This window comes from Gordonia sp. (in: high G+C Gram-positive bacteria) (genome assembly GCF_047600565.1).
In the GTDB taxonomy this organism is placed as follows: domain Bacteria; phylum Actinomycetota; class Actinomycetes; order Mycobacteriales; family Mycobacteriaceae; genus Gordonia.
In genome coordinates this window covers 650,062-665,036 of record NZ_JASGKN010000001.1, presented here as the reverse complement: position 1 = coordinate 665,036, position 14,975 = coordinate 650,062, and the positions used below count along the sequence as shown (strand labels likewise).

Here is a 14,975-nt window from a genome sequence, read left to right as displayed (position 1 = left end):
CTGGCAGAACTAGTTCTGTCCGCCGAGCCAGGGCTCGACGGCCGCCAGCTGCCGCTCGATGTACGGGGCCATGGTCCGCATGAACGTGCCGGTGAAGTGGTTCGAGTCCCGGTAGACCAGGACGTTGCCGACCACCACCGGACACCAGGTGGCGTTGCAGTGCAGATCGGTGAAGTCCACGTTGTGGACTCCGGGCAGACCGCCGAGGGCGGCATCCGCCGGGTTCTGCGGGGCCAGCGCGAAACTGCGCGACACCCCGCACGCGTTCGCGTCGTTCTTGACCGCCATGCAGTCGAACGGTTCGCGGGTGTTGCCCTGCTGATCCATCAGCCACGGCAGGTCACGGACGCCGATCGAGGTCAGCCCGGCGTCGGAGAACCGCTTGAAGACGTCGATGTAGAACTGCGGGGTCTGATCGGGATCACCCCAGTTGTTCCCGGGGCGGGTGGCGTTGGTGAAGACGGCGTCCGGCCGCTGGGCGACGACGTAGTCCATCACCTTGCGCTGCCATTCGAGACAACGAGGGCTCTCGCTGGACTCGGCGGCATCCGGTCCGGCGGCCATCCGGCAGCCCGCCATGATGACGGCGGACACGGTGAACCCGTTCTTCTTGCCGATCTGGTCGAGGGCGGGCAGGAAGTGCTCGGCGTGCGAGCCGCCCACCAGCATCAGCACCTTGCGGCCGGGTTCCCGTTTCGCGCCGTAGTCGCAGGCCACCACGTCGGAGTTCTTCTGGCCGTCGTTCATGCAGCCGGTCAGGCCGGTCGCCGGGAGGTCGGCGCGGGAGGCGGCGAGCGTCGGAACGAACGGAACACCGTCGGGCACCGGCGCGCCGTCGGCGTACGCGGCGGCACCCGGATGCTGCACCGGGTCGACGGGGGAGGCCGAGACCTCCGGGGCGGGGGCGGTCCACGCCTGGACGGCCACCACGACGGCGGCGACGGTGCCGGCGATCACGATCGGCGTCCGGACCCGGTATTTCAGGATCGGCGAATCCGGTTTGAACACGAAGTGCGCGGCCGAGGCCACCAGCAGCGACACGACGATGATCGCTGTCCCGGCCGCCAGGCTCACCGATTTGATCGGCGACGCGTGATAGTTCCGGTAGACGATGTACATGATCAGGATCGGCCAGTGCCACAGATACAGGTGGTAGGCGATGGTCCCGAGGTAGACCAGCGGGCGGGTCGACAGGATCCGCGAGACGACGCTGGTCCCGCCGGTTCCGGCGACGAAGACGAGAATCGCGCCGCCGACCGGCAGCAGCGCCTGCCAGCCGGGGAAGGTCGCGGTGCCGTTGACCACCAGACCGGTGATGCCCAGCATGATCAGGCCGACCACCCCGGCGATCTGGCGGATCCAGCCGGTCACCACTCGCCCGGTCAGCACCAGACCCAGCAGCCCGCCGAGCGAGATCTCCCAGAACCGCGCGAAGGTGTCGTAGTAGTTGAGCGTCTGATTCAGGTGCGCGAGCACGTTCGCGTAGACGAACGACGCGACGGTGACGGCCACGACCAGACCGATCAGGGACCGGCGCACCCGGGAGTCGGCGGACGTCGTGCCGGCGCGTCGTGCCAGGGTGCGCAGACCCAGACCGGCGAGCGTGATGCCGACGATCAGGAGCGCGAAGATCTGCGCCTGCACCGCCAGGGACCACAGGTGCTGGAACGGCGACGGCATGGCCGACGCGGCGGTGTACGACCGGCCGTTCAGCGCGAACGTCCAGTTGACCGCCCACAGATCCGACCACACGCCGTCGATCAGCGTCTCGGATCGTCGTGTCGACGGGTAGACGAACCAGGTCGCCAGCACGGTCACGGCGACGGTGGCGGCCATCGGGAGCCACAGTCGCTTGAGGACCCGCCACAGGCGCGGCAGCGGATTGTTCACCGGAGCGTCGCCGGTCTGCGCCTTGATCAGCGACGGGATGAGGAAGAAGCCGGAGATGAACAGGAAGGCGTCCACACCGCCGGAGACGGTGCCGACCCAGATGTGGAAGACGACCACCAGGAAGACCGCGACTCCGCGCAGGCCTTCGACGTCCGCCCGGCGGGTGGCCGGGATGTGCTTGTCTGTCATCAACTCAGCTCAGGGTGATCGTGGTCAGGATGAGGCCGTCGGCCACCATCCACCGGCCGGGAAGCTCGAGCAGCGGCGCACCACCGTCGACGGTGGTGCCGTCGATGAGGACCCGGGAGACGAATCGGCCGGTCGCCGGCTCGTCGTGGTCGCGGGTGAACGTGATGTGGGCGTCCTCGAAACCGAGCCAGCGCTGAGTGAGCGGGAACCACGCCTTGTAGGTGGCTTCTTTCGCGCAGAACAGCAGCCGGTCCCAGTGCAGCGAGTCGTCGCGTCCGGCGAGGACGTCGCGCTCGGCCGGCAGGCTCGTGTGATCGATGACGCCGTCGGGCAGCGGCAGGTGCGGTTCGGCGTCGATTCCGAGCGATCGCACCTGCAGGCTGTAGGCCGCCACCGCGGCCCGGTAGCCGTCGCAGTGCGTGAGACTGCCGACGACGTTCGACGGCCAGAGGGGCATCCCCTTGTCGCCGCGCAGGATCGGCACCGGCTCCACCCCCAGCTGTCCGAGGGCTTGCCGTGCACAGTGCCGGGCGGTGGTGAACTCGCGGCGCCGCTTCTCCACGGCGCGGGAGATCAGTCCCTCCTCGGCGGGGAGAAGGTGCGCGTCGTCGGGGTCGCCGAAGGCTTCGGCGGCGCCGACGCCCCGGGGGAACAGAACCTCGATCACGCCGTCACCTCCTCGTCTCGGCAGTGATTCCGACGTTCCATGGTGCCAGCAGCGACGACGGGGCAGCGAATTCCGCGAGTCTCATTCGCGCTCGGCGGAACGTCGGGCACGCCTCTCCTGCAGAGTGCGCACCCGCTCACGGAACTCCTTGGCGCGTTCCTCGTAGTCCGGCGGCAGTTCGAACCGGACACCCAGTTCGTTGAGGTCCGCCGGGGAGGTGCCGTCGTCGGGTGCGATCCGCCGCAGCAGCGGCTCGGGCAGGCCACGGCGTTTCCACTCGCGCGGATAGCCGACCGACACCTCCTCGAACCGGACGCCGTCGTACCAGGTGGTGCGCGGAATGTGCAGGTGCCCGTAGACGCAGGCGGCGGCATTGAACCGGGTGTGCCAGTCCCGGGTCGATTCGCTGCCGCACCAGAGCGAGAACTCGGGATAGAACAGCGCGTCGCAGGGTTCGCGGCGCAACGGCCAATGATTGATGAGGATCGTCTTCTCGGCCGGATCGATGGCTTCCAGTCGCCGGCGGGTGGCCTCCACCCGGGCCCGGCCCCAGGCGTCCCGCGTCCCGAACGGTTCGGGCGACAGCAGGAACTCGTCGGTGGCGACGACGTTCTTCTCCCGCGCCGCCGCCAGCGCCTGCAGGGCCGTCGTGCCGTCCGGGCGGAACGTGTAGTCGTACAGCAGGAACATCGGCACCACTCGAACCGGGTCGCCGCCGTCGCCCGGATCGAACAGCGGATAGATGTCTTCCGGGGTCACCACTCCGATGTCCCGGCAGGCCTGCACCAGGTAGTCGTAGCGTGCGACGCCGTGGATCTGCAGCGGATCCTTCGCGGTCGTGTACAGCTCGTGGTTTCCGGGCACCCACACCACGGTGTCGAAGCGCGCCGCGAGGCGCCGCAGGGTGTCGATGATGTCGTCGGTGCGTTCGGCGATGTCGCCGGCCGCGATCAGCCAGTCACCTGGATCGGTGGGGCGGATCTGATCGACGATGTGCTCGTTGCCCCGGTGTGCGACGTGCAGGTCGCTGATCGCCCAGAGCGTTGCCATGCGGCCAGTCTGCCAGAGGCGGTCAACCGTCAGTCGGCACCTATCGAAGGTTCGCGGTAGAGGATTCTCGCAGCGACGAACGCCGCGATCATCACGCAGATCAGAGTGAGCGACGGCCAGATCGCTGTGCGGGTGATCAGTGCGACGACGTATTCGACGACGACCGCGACGGCGAGAACGCGACCGATGAACGCAGCGATGTGAAGTTCATGTTCCTGCTGGCGCTCGTCGAGGCGCCCCCGGAGGAAGGCACCGTAGTCGGTGGTTCCGCTGGCCATGAAGTAGAAGAACAGAGCCAGAGCGAGGGAGATCGGGAGTATCGCAAGGGCGTGCACCCAGCCATGGGTCGCGCCGACGATCACGAAGACGATCGCTGTCACCACGGCGACGATGCCCGGCGCCCGCCATTCTCCCTGGATCGGACCTGCCATATCAATCTCCTTCTGTCGGTGTGAACAGTTCCTCGATCCGAACGTCGAAGAACTGAGCTATACGGAATGCCAGCGTCAGGGACGGCAGGTACCGGCCGTTCTCGATGGAGATGACCGTCTGACGCGAAACCCCCAGTGCCTCGGCGAGCGCTACCTGGGTGAGTCCGGCATCAGTCCGCGCTCGACGAACACTGTTCCGCATTGGTGTCAACCTACCTTTACATCTCGGCAGACGTCAAGGTTCCTTGACGTCCGGCTCTCCGGTTCGAGCAGAATCAGAAGACGAACGAGTACAGCAGCACGGCCACCGAGAAGGCCAGCAGGCCCAGGCAGTTGACCCAGAACGTCACGCCCAGGAAGCGGGACCGCAGGTGTGCCGCGCTCGCCGCCAGGAAGTAGGCGATGACGCCGGCGACGGCCGCCACGCCCACGCCGGGTTCCCAGAATGCCGACGATCAGTCCGGCCGTGGCCACCGTCTTGATCCACACCAGAGCCCAGCCCCAGTCCAGCGGGAAGCCGACGCCGTCCAGACAGTCCCGGATGAACGGGACCGGCTTGATCGAGAGCAGTGCGTCACCGGCGAGGACCGCGGCGAGCAGAATGACCGGCCACGCCGGATCGGGTACGCCGAACATGGATCTCTCCTTCGTTACTCATCGCCGGATGAGGACCCGGACGACGTCTTCGAGCTGGGCGCGGACCCCGCTCATGTCGGTGCCGATCCCGGCCGCCGCCAGGAGCAGGCCGAATGCGACAGGTAGGCGGCGCGGGCCGCCGGGACGGCGTCGTCACCGAGACCCGCGTCCTCGAAGACCTCGGTGAACTCGGTCATCAGAGTCGTCGCGAGCCCGGCGAAGACGGCGGTTCGGTGGGTGCCGCGGGCGAGGACCGCACCGTATTCCCGCGACAGCGGGAGGTCCCGGGCGAACAGATCCAGGAACGGCTGTACGCAGTCGCCGATGCGGACGGCGGGATCGCTGCCGTCGGGCGGGCCGGGCCGGCCGACGTGGATCTCCCCGATCCACCGGTCGTAGGCCGCGAGCAGCAGGGTGTCCTTGTCGCCCACCGCCATGACCGTGCCGACGCTGACCTGTGCGTTCTCCGCGATGGCACGGATCGTGGTGCCCGCGAAGCAGCGTTCGACGAACAGTCGCTGCGCGCACGTGATCACGCGCGTCCGGGTCAGCTCCCGCTGCTCCGCTCGCGGCGACTGAACGTGTTCACTGAACATGTTCATCACGGTACGCGCGGCAGTGTCGGGGCGCCGGGAATTTCGCCGGTCTCCCCTCATCGGATCAGGCGTAGCGTGGATGCATGGACGGTCAGCACGTGATCATCGGCGGCGGCCTGGCCGGAGCCAAGGCCGCCGAAGCCCTCCGCCGGCGCGGCTTCGACGGCGCGATCACGATCGTGAGCGCCGAAGCCCATCACCCCTACGAGAGACCGCCCCTCTCCAAAGGCCTCCTCGCCGGCCAGGACGGCACCGCGTCGGTGTTCGTGCATGACGGCGGCTGGTACGCCGACCACGACGTCGATCTGCGCACCGGCAGCACCGCGGTCGCGGTGAACCTCGGCGATCGACTCGTCCAGCTCGACGACGGCTCGGCCCTGCGCTACGACGCCCTTCTGTTCGCCACCGGCTCGGCGCCCCGGCGCTTTCCCGGAGACCCGGACGTCGCCTACCTGCGGACCCTGGACGACGCCGAGCGGCTCCGCGAGCGGCTCGGTGACGGCCGATCGCTCCTGGTGATCGGTGCCGGCTGGATCGGGTTGGAGGTGGCCGCGACCGCCCGGCAGGCCGGTACCGCGGTCACCGTGATCGAACCCGCCCGGCACCCGCTCGAAGAAGGTGCTGGGTTCGCGCCTCGGCGATCTGCTCGCCGGACTGCACCGGGACCGGGGTGTGGATCTGCGACTCGGTGTGGGCGTGACGTCGATCGATGTCGGTGACGCCCCCGGCGGCACGGTCACCACCGACGACGGACAGACTCTGACCGCCGGCACGATCCTCGTCGGCATCGGCGCGGTCCCGCGGACCGCACTGGCCTCCGACGCGGGCCTCGACGTCGGCGACGGGGTCCTGGTCGACGCCGGTCTGCGGACCAGCGACCCGCAGGTGTTCGCCGCCGGCGACGTCGCCGCCCACGATCATCCGCTGTTCGGCCGGATCCGTGTCGAGCACTGGGCCAACGCTCTCAACCAGCCGGAGGTGGCGGCGGCCAACATGCTGGGCGGCGACGAGGTGTACGAGCGGCTGCCGTACTTCTACACCGACCAGTACGACTTCGGCATGGAGTACCGCGGGCACGCCTCGGGATCGGACGACCTGGTGATCCGCGGCGATCTCGACGCGATGGACTTCCTCGCCTTCTGGCTCGACGACGAACAGCGGGTGCTCGCGGGTATGAACGTCAACCGCTGGGACGACGGCGAGGCGATCGCCGCCCTCGTCGGTGCACACCGCCCCGTGGACACCCGGGCGCTCGCGGACCCGGAGACGCCGCTCACCGACGTCTGAGACGAATCCGGACAGAGGTCTTTCGTCTCACCCGCAACACGGCTCACGCGGAGTAGCGTGAATTCCATGCCCCAGGACACACATCCGGAGACGCCGGTACCCCCGCCCACGGTCACCCTCGACCCGGCGCCCGCGCTGAAGAACAATCCCGATCGCGACCGCTACGAACTGTGGTCCGGGGACGATCTGGTGGGCGTCGAAGGCTACGAGAACGCCGACGACGGGAATCTCGTCCTGCTGCACACCGTGGTCACCCACGATTACGGCCGTGCCGGATTCGGCCGGTTGCTGGTCGCGCAGGTCCTCGACGACGTCACCGCGCAGGGCCGGAAGGTGGTTCCGGTGTGCACCTACGTGCAGAGTTTCATCGAGCGGTTCCCGCAGTATCAGGCGGTCGTCGCCGACTGAGTCAGTTCTTGTGCTCGCGGTAGTACGGGGCGTCGGGCAGCATCTGGCTGCGACCGGTGAGCTTGCCGTCCGGATCGTCGACGAACTCGCCGTCGCACTTGCCGGCCAGTGAATCGGCCACGGCCTTCCACACGTCGTGGTTCAGCGGTTCAGCGGTGTGCTGGTAGTCGGCCAGCACACCCTTCATCTCCGGGATCGGCGTGACCCGGCACTGCCCGCCGTCGAGGTGACCGTCGGCGTATTCGCGGGTGCTGCGGATGCCGTAGTACTCGGTCGGGCCCGGGGTGTCGTCACCGGCGTTCAGGGTGTTGATGAACGGCGTGTTCGGGCAGTTCTCCTTGGCGATGTCCTGCGTGCAGGATGCCGGCGAGCCGTACTGCGCGGTGCCGATCGCCACGTAGGTGGCGACCTTCTCGGCGCCGCCGTCCTCCTTCAGGTACCAGCGCGAGCTGATGCCGCTGATGCTGTGCGCGACGATCGCGATCTTGTCGTTCGGGTGCTCGCTGTGCAGCTTGTCGACCGCCTTGCCGATGGTCTTGGCGTCGGCCTTCAGATCCTCGCCGGGCACATCGACCAGAGTGGTCGGGTAACCGCGCTGATCGAGATCCTTGATCATCTCGTTGTAGGCCGGGGCGAGCGAGACGCCACCGACCGACTGGCCGGGGGTGACGATGACGCGGGTCTTCACCGGCTCGGCGGAGGCGACGCCTCCGGTGGCCGCGGCGAGCGCACTCGCTGCGACGGCGGTGCTGGTCAGGAGAATGGCGGTCTTCTTCATCACGGGCATGAGGGTACCCTTAGCGGCCGGTCGGATTCCAGTCGGCGCGCTATGTCGTCGGCCACTCAGTGCACCCAGGACCCGGACCGGACCCGCCACACGACCGCCGCGAGCCGGGTCAGCATGAACAGCAGCAGGCCCGCCCAGATCCCGGCGAGACCCCAGTCGAACACCAGGGACAGCCAGATCATCGGCAGGAAGGCTCCGAGTGCACCGGCCAGGGTCGCGGTCCGCAGATAGGCGACGTCGCCGGCGCCGAGCAGCACCCCGTCGAGCGCGAACACCACCCCGGCCACCGGCAGCATCGCGACCAGGAACCACCAGGGCGTGGTGACCGCGTGCAGGATGGCGGCGTCATCGGTGAAGATGCGCGGCAGCAACGACGCTCCCCCGGCGAAGACCACCGCGAGCAGACCCGATAGACCGAGCGAGGCGGTAGTGGCGCGACGCGCGTCGGATCTCGCCGCCGCGTAGGCGGCGGCGCCGAGCGCCGCACCGACCAGTTGCTGCGCGGCGATCGCCAGCGAATCCAGAAGCAGGGAGATGAAGTCCCACAGCTGCAGCACCAGCTGATGGGCCGCGACCTCGGCGACGCCGAACCGGGCGGCCACCGCGGCCGCGGAGACGAAGCAGACCTGGAACGACGCACTCCGCAGGATGAGGTCGCGGGCCATCGTCAGCTGGGCCCGCATGACCGGTCCGTCGACACCGAGCCGTCCGCCCGCCTCCCGGATCAGCCGTTGGGCGAACAATGCGCCGGTCAGCGACTGTCCGGTGACGTTGGCGATCGCACTGCCTTCCAGACCCAGATGCGGCGCACCGGCCAATCCGTGGACCAGACCGAGGCAGAGCACCGCGGACACGACGAGTCCCGCGAGCACGTAGTACACCGGGCGCCGCGTGTCCTGCACGCCGCGCATCCAGCCGTTACCGGCCATCGACAACAGGATCAGCGGCACCCCGAGGACCGCGATCCGCAACCAGCCGGCGGCATCGGAGGCCACCTGGTGATCGGGCACCAGCGCGCGCATGATCCACGGTGCGCAGACCCAGGCCACCGCCACGATCGCGGCGCCGACGAGGACGGCGATCCAGCTGGCCTGCACGCCCTCGTGCACGGCTTGCGGCCGATCGCCGGCACCGAAGGCGCGAGCGCTACGCGCAGTGGTGCCGTACGAGAGGAAGGTCAGCTGGGTGCTGATGATCCCGAGGACCAGGGTCGCGACGGCCAGGGCGGCCAGGTCGTGACCGCCTAGGCGTCCGACGACGGCGAGGTCGAACATCAGATAGAGGGGCGGGGCGATCAGCACCACCAGTGCCGACGCCGCCAGCCGCAGGAAGTTCTGCGGCGTCGCGGCCTGCTCCCCGCCTGACCGTCCGTCTACTGCAGTGCCTTCCGCAGCCGGCCGACCACCTCGTCGGGGGTGCCGGTGTCGCTGTAGCCCGCGGCGCGGGTGTGACCGCCGCCGCCGAGAGACCGCGCGATCGGGATCAGGTCCACCACCGACTTGCTGCGGAGCGAGACGTTCCAGGTGCCCGGAGTGGCCTCCTTGAAGACCGCGGTCACGTCGGCCTCACGCGCGGTCCGGACGATGTCGACGACGCTCTCGCCGTCCTCCCAGTCCATCCCCGCCAACAGGTCGGTGCCCATGACGGCGACCACCAGACCGGCACCGTCGCAGGCGTCCCGGTCGAGGTCGGCGGTCGCGAGGACCTGGGAGACCATCGGCAGCCAGCCGAACGGATGCGAGTCCAGCAGGACGCGGCTCCAGTGCGCGCTGTCGACGCCGGCCTCGGTGAGCCGGGCCGCGACCGCGAACGATGCGGGCCGGGCCCACTTGAACGATCCGGTGTCGGTGATCAGGCCCGCGTACAGACACGTCGCGATGTCCGCGGTCAACTCGACGCCGAGCGCATCGAGCACGTCGAGGACGAGCGCGGCCGTGCAGTCGGCCGTCGGGTCGATCAGGTTCAGATCGCCGAAACCCTCGTTGGACACGTGGTGGTCGATGCATACCGTGGTGTCCGACGCCGAGTAGACGTCCTGCAGACGGCCGAGCCGTTCCAGGTTGGCCGCATCCACGGCCACCGCGACCGGTGCCGCCGGCAGTGCATCGTCGACGACGATGAGTTCGGCACCGGGCAGCGATCGCAGAGTGCCGGGCAGTTCCTCCGGACCGGAGAACGACACCGCGACGTCCACCCCACGACCCCGGAGCGCGAGCCCCAGCGCCAGAGCGCTGCCGATGGTGTCGGCGTCCGGACGGACGTGGCTGATGATCGAGACCGACTCGGCGCCGCTCAGCGCGGCGCCGACCGACTCACTCGTCGCCGTCGTCATCGTCGTCGTGACGGTACGGATCGGCCTCACCGGCCGGTGTCGCATCCTTCGCCGCGCGGGCCACCAGCTCGTCCTGGGCGCGAGCCCGGGCCAGAAGCTCCTCCATGGCCCGCGTCGCGTCCGGGACGGTGTCCAGCTCGAAGCGCAGCGTCGGCGTGAAACGCACACCGGTCCCCGCTCCCACCAGGGAACGGAGTGCGCCGGTGGCGGCGGCCAGACCGGCCGCCGCCCCGTCGTAGTCCGGTTCGACGTCCACCGCGGGACCCATCACCGTGTAGAAGAGCGTCGCATCGTGCAGATCGCCGGTCACCCGGCAATCCGTGATGGTCACACCCTCCAGACGCGGATCCTTGATCTCGCTGTGGATCGCCGACGCGACGATCGTGGAGATCCGCTTGGCGAGCCGTGCGGCCCGTGCGTGATCGACCATCAGTCGCGTGCCTTCTCCACCATCTCGTAGGACTCGATGACGTCACCGACCTTGATGTCCGAGTAGGTGACCGTCAGACCGCATTCGAAGCCCTCGCGGACCTCGGTCACGTCGTCCTTCTCGCGGCGCAGCGAGCTGATCGTGAGGTCCTCGGCGACGACCGTGTTGTCGCGCAGCAGTCGCGCCTTGGCGTTGCGCTTCACCAGACCGGACTGCACCATGCAGCCGGCGATGTTGCCCACCTTGGACGACTTGAAGATCGCCCGGATCTCGGCGCGGCCGAGCTCGGACTCCTCGTAGATCGGCTTGAGCATGCCCTTGAGCGCGGCCTCGATCTCCTCGATGGCCTTGTAGATCACCGAGTAGTAGCGGATCTCCACACCTTCGCGGTTCGCCCGCTCGGTGGCCTTGCCCTCGGCGCGCACGTTGAAGCCGATGATGATCGCATCCGAGGCGGTCGCCAGGTCGACGTTGGTCTCGGTGACGCCACCGACACCGCGGTCGATGATCCGTAGCTGCACCTCGTCGTCGATCTCGATACCCATGAGCGCCTCTTCGAGCGCCTCCACGGTGCCCGAGTTGTCGCCCTTGAGGATCAGGTTGAGCTGGCTCGTCTCCTTGAGCGCCGAATCCAGGTCCTCGAGGCTGATCCGCTTGCGGCTGCGGGCCGCCAGTGCGTTGCGCTTACGCGCGGCACGACGATCCGCGATCTGACGCGCGGTGCGGTCCTCGTCGACCACCAGGACGGTGTCGCCGGCGCCCGGAACGGACGTGAAGCCGATGACCTCCACCGGACGCGAAGGCAGTGCCTCCTCGACGTCCTCGCCGTGCTCGTCGACCATGCGTCGCACGCGGCCGTAGGCGTCGCCGGCGACGATCGAGTCGCCGACACGCAGGGTGCCGCGCTGGACCAGGACGGTCGCGACGGGGCCGCGGCCACGGTCGAGGTGGGCCTCGATGGCCACGCCCTGAGCGTCCATCTCCGGGTTGGCCCGCAGGTCGAGGGCCGCGTCGGCGGTCAGCAGCACCGATTCGAGCAGCTGCTCGATGTTGGTGCCCTGCTTCGCCGAGATGTCGACGAACATGGTGTCGCCGCCGTACTCCTCGGGCACCAGACCGTATTCGGTCAGCTGGCCGCGGATCTTCGACGGATCGGCGCCTTCCTTGTCGATCTTGTTGACCGCCACGACGATCGGCACGTCGGCCGCCTGCGCGTGGTTCACGGCCTCCACCGTCTGCGGCATGACGCCGTCGTCGGCGGCCACGACCAGGATCGCGATGTCGGTGGCCTTCGCACCGCGGGCACGCATGGCGGTGAACGCCTCGTGACCGGGGGTGTCGATGAAGGTGATCGGACGGATGTTGCCGTTGAGGTCGGTGACGACCTGGTAGGCGCCGATGTGCTGGGTGATGCCGCCGGCTTCGCCTTCGCCGACGTTCGCCTTACGGATCGTGTCGAGCAGTCGGGTCTTACCGTGATCGACGTGACCCATGACGGTCACCACCGGCGGACGCTGTGCGAGATCGTCCTCGCCGCCCTCGTCCTCGCCGTAGGTGAGGTCGAAGCTCTCCAGGAGCTCGCGATCCTCGTCCTCCGGGCTGACGACCTGGACGACGTAGTTCATCTCCGAGCCGAGCAGCTCCAGCGTCTCGTCGTTCACCGACTCGGTGGCCGTGACCATCTCGCCGAGGTTGAACAGTGCCTGGACCAGCGAAGCCGGGTTCGCACCGATCTTGTCGGCGAAATCGGACAGCGATGCGCCGCGCGCGAGGCGGACGGTCTGGCCGTCGCCGTGCGGCAGCCGGACGCCACCGACGGTCGGAGCCTGCATCGAGTCGTATTCCTGGCGCTTCTGACGCTTGGACTTGCGGCCCTTGCGGGGTGCGCCGCCGGGACGACCGAAGGCGCCTGCGGCACCGCCGCCGCGACCGCGACCACCGCCACCGGGACGACCGCGGAAGCCGCCGCCGGCCGCGGGAGCACCGCCGCCACCGCCACCGGGGCCGCCACGGTAACCACCGCCGCCGCCACCGCCGGGACCGCCACGGCCCTGGCCGCCGCCGGGACGACCGCCGCCGCGACCGTCAGGACGGGCGGCGCGTGCCGGCATGGCACCCGGGTTGGGACGCGGGGGCATGCTGCCCGGGCTGGGACGGGGACCGCCCTGACCGGGCGCCGGACGGGCGCCACCGGGGCCGGGACGACCGGCCGCCGGGCGCGGACCGCCCTGGCCGGGAGCCGGACGGGGGCTCTGCGGACGCGGAGCGACCGGAGCCGACGAATACGGGTTGTTGCCGACGCGCGGCGGGCGCGGGGCGGCCGGGCGCGGCGCGGCGGGGCCGGGACGCGGACCCGCCGGTGCGGCCGGAGCCGCCGCCTCGGGGGCGGCGGGTGCGGCCGGAGCCGGAGTCTCCGGCTTGGGCGCCTCCGGGACCGGCGCCGCGGGGGCGGCCGCGGCCGGGGCGGGTGCCTCCGGGGCTGCCGGAGTCGGCGCGCTCGGGGTGGGCGCCGCCGGGGTCGCCGCCTTCGTGGCGGCAGGCTTCTTCTCCGCCGCGGGTGCGGCGTCGGATGTGGTGCCGGACTGACCGGCGAAGGACTCACGGAGTCGACGGGCCACGGGGGCCTCGACCGTCGACGACGCGGATTTGACGAACTCGCCCTGTTCCTTCAGACGCTCCAGCACTGTCTTGCTGGGAACGCCGAGTTCCTTGGCCAATTCGTGGACGCGGGCCTTTGCCACTGCTCTCCTCACTTGGAGGCCGAGCGGGCTCCCGCTACGGCCTCGGTTTAACTAAAAAACGTGCTCATCGTGGCGACTTCACGGTGTGCTCATGTCTTTCACTCACCTTCTCCGGCTCCCCAGGGAGCCATTTCAGCCGATCCGGCCGTGATCTCGGCCAGATCTTCCGGACGCACCGTCAGGCCGGGCGTCCGAAGTGCCGGTCCGAAAGCTTTGCGCCGCACCGCAGAGGACACACAGTCCTCGTTCGGGTGCAGCCAGGCGCCTCGTCCCGGCAGGTTCTTCCGGTGATCGACGATCAGGGCGGGCTGTTGCCGTTCCGGGTCGTCGTGCACTGTCACCCTGACCAGCTCGATGACCGGACTGCGCTTGCGGCAGCCCAGGCACATGCGGATCGGATGTGTCGACTCTGGAAGAACCACCGATCAGTCTAGCTCATCGGCGGCACTGCCGGAGACAGCCGACTCCGGGGCCGCGTCGCCGGTCTCGCCGGCGACGTCCGCATCCGATCGGATGTCGATGCGCCATCCGGTGAGGCGGGCCGCCAGTCGGGCGTTCTGGCCCTCCTTGCCGATGGCCAGCGAGAGCTGGTAATCGGGCACCACGACGCGGGCGGCCTTCTGCTCGGGGTCGACGACGGTCACCGAGACGACCTTCGCCGGCGAGAGGGCGTTGCCGACGAAGACCGCCGGATCGGCCGCGTAGTCGATGATGTCGATCTTCTCGCCGCCCAGTTCGCTCATCACGTTGCGGACCCGCTGCCCCATCGGGCCGATGCAGGCACCCTTGGCGTTGAGGCCCGCGACGCCGGTGTGGACGGCGATCTTCGACCGGTGTCCGGCTTCCCGGGCCACCGACACGATCTCGACCGAACCGTCTTCGATCTCCGGCACCTCGAGGGCGAACAGCTTGCGGACCAGGTTCGGGTGGGTGCGCGACAGGGTGATCTGCGGACCGCGCACGCCGCGGGTGACGCCGACGACGTAGCACTTGATGCGGTCGCCGTGCTCGAACTTCTCCCCCGGCACCTGCTCGGCGGGGGGGATGACGCCTTCGGTGGCGTTGGCGTCGGTGCCGATCTGCACCACGATGAGGCCCTTGGCGTTGGCGCGGGCGTCGGCCTGCACCACACCGCCGACGATCTCACCTTCGTGAGCGACCAGTTCGCCGAAGTTCTTCTCGTTCTCGGCGTCCCGCAGACGCTGCAGGATCACCTGGCGCGCGGTGGTCGCGGCGATGCGGCCGAAACCTTCGGGGGTGTCGTCCCATTCGCGGACGACGGTGCCGTCGTCGTCGAGCTCCTGGGCCATCACCCGCACCTCACCGGTCTTGCGGTTGACGTCGATGCGCGCATGCGGCTGGAAGCCTTCGGTGTGCCGGTAGGCGGTGAGCAGCGCGGTCTCGATCGCGGTGATGACCGTGTCGGTCGGAATGCCTTTGTCGGCTTCGATGAGTCGCAGGGCGGCGATGTCGATGTGCATGGGGATGGCTCCTATTCGTTTGTCGGTTTGAGTTGTCGGTGTTCTGTTGT

General features: G+C 69.1%; 14 protein-coding genes and 2 pseudogenes. 2 read left to right on the top strand and 14 right to left on the bottom strand.

Translation table 11 applies throughout. The annotated features are described in order from the left end of the window. Positions 1-9: 9 nt before the first annotated feature. The 7 genes and pseudogenes from QM774_RS03215 to QM774_RS03185 all read right to left on the bottom strand — a co-directional run bounded on the left by QM774_RS03215 (position 10) and on the right by QM774_RS03185 (position 5,459). On the bottom strand, positions 10-2,079 hold the full coding sequence (locus QM774_RS03215; protein ID WP_414974510.1) for an acyltransferase family protein: 2,070 nt from the start codon (positions 2,077-2,079) through the stop codon (positions 10-12). Between the two features lie 4 nt (positions 2,080-2,083). Further along, positions 2,084-2,746 (bottom strand): 4'-phosphopantetheinyl transferase family protein, encoded by a 663-nt coding sequence (locus QM774_RS03210; RefSeq protein WP_414974509.1) that lies wholly within the window; start codon positions 2,744-2,746, stop codon positions 2,084-2,086. A gap of 81 nt (positions 2,747-2,827) precedes the next feature. Then, entirely contained in the window at positions 2,828-3,796 is a 969-nt protein-coding gene (locus QM774_RS03205) for a metallophosphoesterase family protein (RefSeq protein ID WP_414974508.1), read from the bottom strand. A gap of 29 nt (positions 3,797-3,825) precedes the next feature. Beyond that, positions 3,826-4,227: a hypothetical protein gene (locus QM774_RS03200; protein ID WP_414974507.1), complete on the bottom strand. Its 402-nt coding sequence runs from the start codon at positions 4,225-4,227 to the stop codon at positions 3,826-3,828. Between the two features lies 1 nt (position 4,228). Next, positions 4,229-4,429, bottom strand: a complete 201-nt coding sequence (locus tag QM774_RS03195; protein ID WP_414974506.1) for a helix-turn-helix transcriptional regulator — start codon at positions 4,427-4,429, stop codon at positions 4,229-4,231. 73 nt (positions 4,430-4,502) lie between these two features. Beyond that, a pseudogene (locus QM774_RS03190) lies at positions 4,503-4,863 on the bottom strand (DoxX family protein). Between the two features lie 71 nt (positions 4,864-4,934). Then, positions 4,935-5,459, bottom strand: coding sequence for a TetR/AcrR family transcriptional regulator (locus QM774_RS03185; RefSeq protein ID WP_414974505.1), 525 nt, complete (start codon positions 5,457-5,459; stop codon positions 4,935-4,937). Positions 5,460-5,542: 83 nt separating this feature from the next. Here QM774_RS03185 and QM774_RS03180 point away from each other — a divergent pair. Together QM774_RS03180 and QM774_RS03175 are read left to right on the top strand one after the other, a co-directional pair. After that, positions 5,543-6,746, top strand: a pseudogene (locus QM774_RS03180) (NAD(P)/FAD-dependent oxidoreductase). Positions 6,747-6,812: 66 nt separating this feature from the next. Then, the gene (locus QM774_RS03175; RefSeq protein ID WP_414974504.1) at positions 6,813-7,154 is read left to right on the top strand and encodes a GNAT family N-acetyltransferase; all 342 of its coding nucleotides are present in this window, start codon (positions 6,813-6,815) and stop codon (positions 7,152-7,154) included. A 1-nt stretch (position 7,155) separates the two neighbouring features. Here QM774_RS03175 and QM774_RS03170 read toward each other — a convergent pair whose 3' ends face one another. The 7 genes from QM774_RS03170 to nusA all read right to left on the bottom strand — a co-directional run bounded on the left by QM774_RS03170 (position 7,156) and on the right by nusA (position 14,925). After that, positions 7,156-7,932, bottom strand: coding sequence for an esterase/lipase family protein (locus tag QM774_RS03170; RefSeq protein WP_414976573.1), 777 nt, complete (start codon positions 7,930-7,932; stop codon positions 7,156-7,158). A 65-nt stretch (positions 7,933-7,997) separates the two neighbouring features. Continuing rightward, positions 7,998-9,215 (bottom strand): MATE family efflux transporter, encoded by a 1,218-nt coding sequence (locus QM774_RS03165; RefSeq protein WP_414976572.1) that lies wholly within the window; start codon positions 9,213-9,215, stop codon positions 7,998-8,000. A 98-nt stretch (positions 9,216-9,313) separates the two neighbouring features. After that, on the bottom strand, positions 9,314-10,273 hold the full coding sequence (locus QM774_RS03160) for a DHH family phosphoesterase (protein WP_414974503.1): 960 nt from the start codon (positions 10,271-10,273) through the stop codon (positions 9,314-9,316). Further along, positions 10,254-10,703, bottom strand: coding sequence for a 30S ribosome-binding factor RbfA (gene rbfA / locus QM774_RS03155; protein ID WP_414974502.1), 450 nt, complete (start codon positions 10,701-10,703; stop codon positions 10,254-10,256). Before rbfA ends, QM774_RS03160 begins: the two co-directional genes overlap by 20 nt. Then, positions 10,703-13,456, bottom strand: a complete 2,754-nt coding sequence (infB, locus tag QM774_RS03150; RefSeq protein WP_414974501.1) for a translation initiation factor IF-2 — start codon at positions 13,454-13,456, stop codon at positions 10,703-10,705. The genes rbfA and infB overlap by 1 nt, the downstream gene beginning before the upstream one ends. An 86-nt stretch (positions 13,457-13,542) precedes the next feature. Beyond that, complete coding sequence (locus QM774_RS03145; protein ID WP_414974500.1) at positions 13,543-13,785, bottom strand: YlxR family protein; 243 nt, start codon at positions 13,783-13,785, stop codon at positions 13,543-13,545. Between the two features lie 84 nt (positions 13,786-13,869). Further along, positions 13,870-14,925: a transcription termination factor NusA gene (nusA, locus tag QM774_RS03140; RefSeq protein ID WP_414974499.1), complete on the bottom strand. Its 1,056-nt coding sequence runs from the start codon at positions 14,923-14,925 to the stop codon at positions 13,870-13,872. Positions 14,926-14,975 lie beyond the last annotated feature (50 nt).

Excerpts from the sequence above, each read along its gene's own strand:
- QM774_RS03215 (WP_414974510.1), bottom strand. The coding sequence starts at position 2,079 with ATGACAGACAAGCACATCCCGGCCACCCGCCGGGCGGACGTCGAAGGC.
- QM774_RS03205 (WP_414974508.1), bottom strand. The coding sequence starts at position 3,796 with ATGGCAACGCTCTGGGCGATCAGCGACCTGCACGTCGCACACCGGGGC.
- QM774_RS03200 (WP_414974507.1), bottom strand. The coding sequence starts at position 4,227 with ATGGCAGGTCCGATCCAGGGAGAATGGCGGGCGCCGGGCATCGTCGCC.
- QM774_RS03195 (WP_414974506.1), bottom strand. The coding sequence starts at position 4,429 with ATGCGGAACAGTGTTCGTCGAGCGCGGACTGATGCCGGACTCACCCAG.
- QM774_RS03185 (WP_414974505.1), bottom strand. The coding sequence starts at position 5,459 with ATGTTCAGTGAACACGTTCAGTCGCCGCGAGCGGAGCAGCGGGAGCTG.
- QM774_RS03175 (WP_414974504.1), top strand. The coding sequence starts at position 6,813 with ATGCCCCAGGACACACATCCGGAGACGCCGGTACCCCCGCCCACGGTC.
- QM774_RS03170 (WP_414976573.1), bottom strand. The coding sequence starts at position 7,932 with ATGAAGAAGACCGCCATTCTCCTGACCAGCACCGCCGTCGCAGCGAGT.
- QM774_RS03165 (WP_414976572.1), bottom strand. The coding sequence starts at position 9,215 with ATGTTCGACCTCGCCGTCGTCGGACGCCTAGGCGGTCACGACCTGGCC.
- QM774_RS03160 (WP_414974503.1), bottom strand. The coding sequence starts at position 10,273 with ATGACGACGGCGACGAGTGAGTCGGTCGGCGCCGCGCTGAGCGGCGCC.
- rbfA (WP_414974502.1), bottom strand. The coding sequence starts at position 10,703 with ATGGTCGATCACGCACGGGCCGCACGGCTCGCCAAGCGGATCTCCACG.
- nusA (WP_414974499.1), bottom strand. The coding sequence starts at position 14,925 with ATGCACATCGACATCGCCGCCCTGCGACTCATCGAAGCCGACAAAGGC.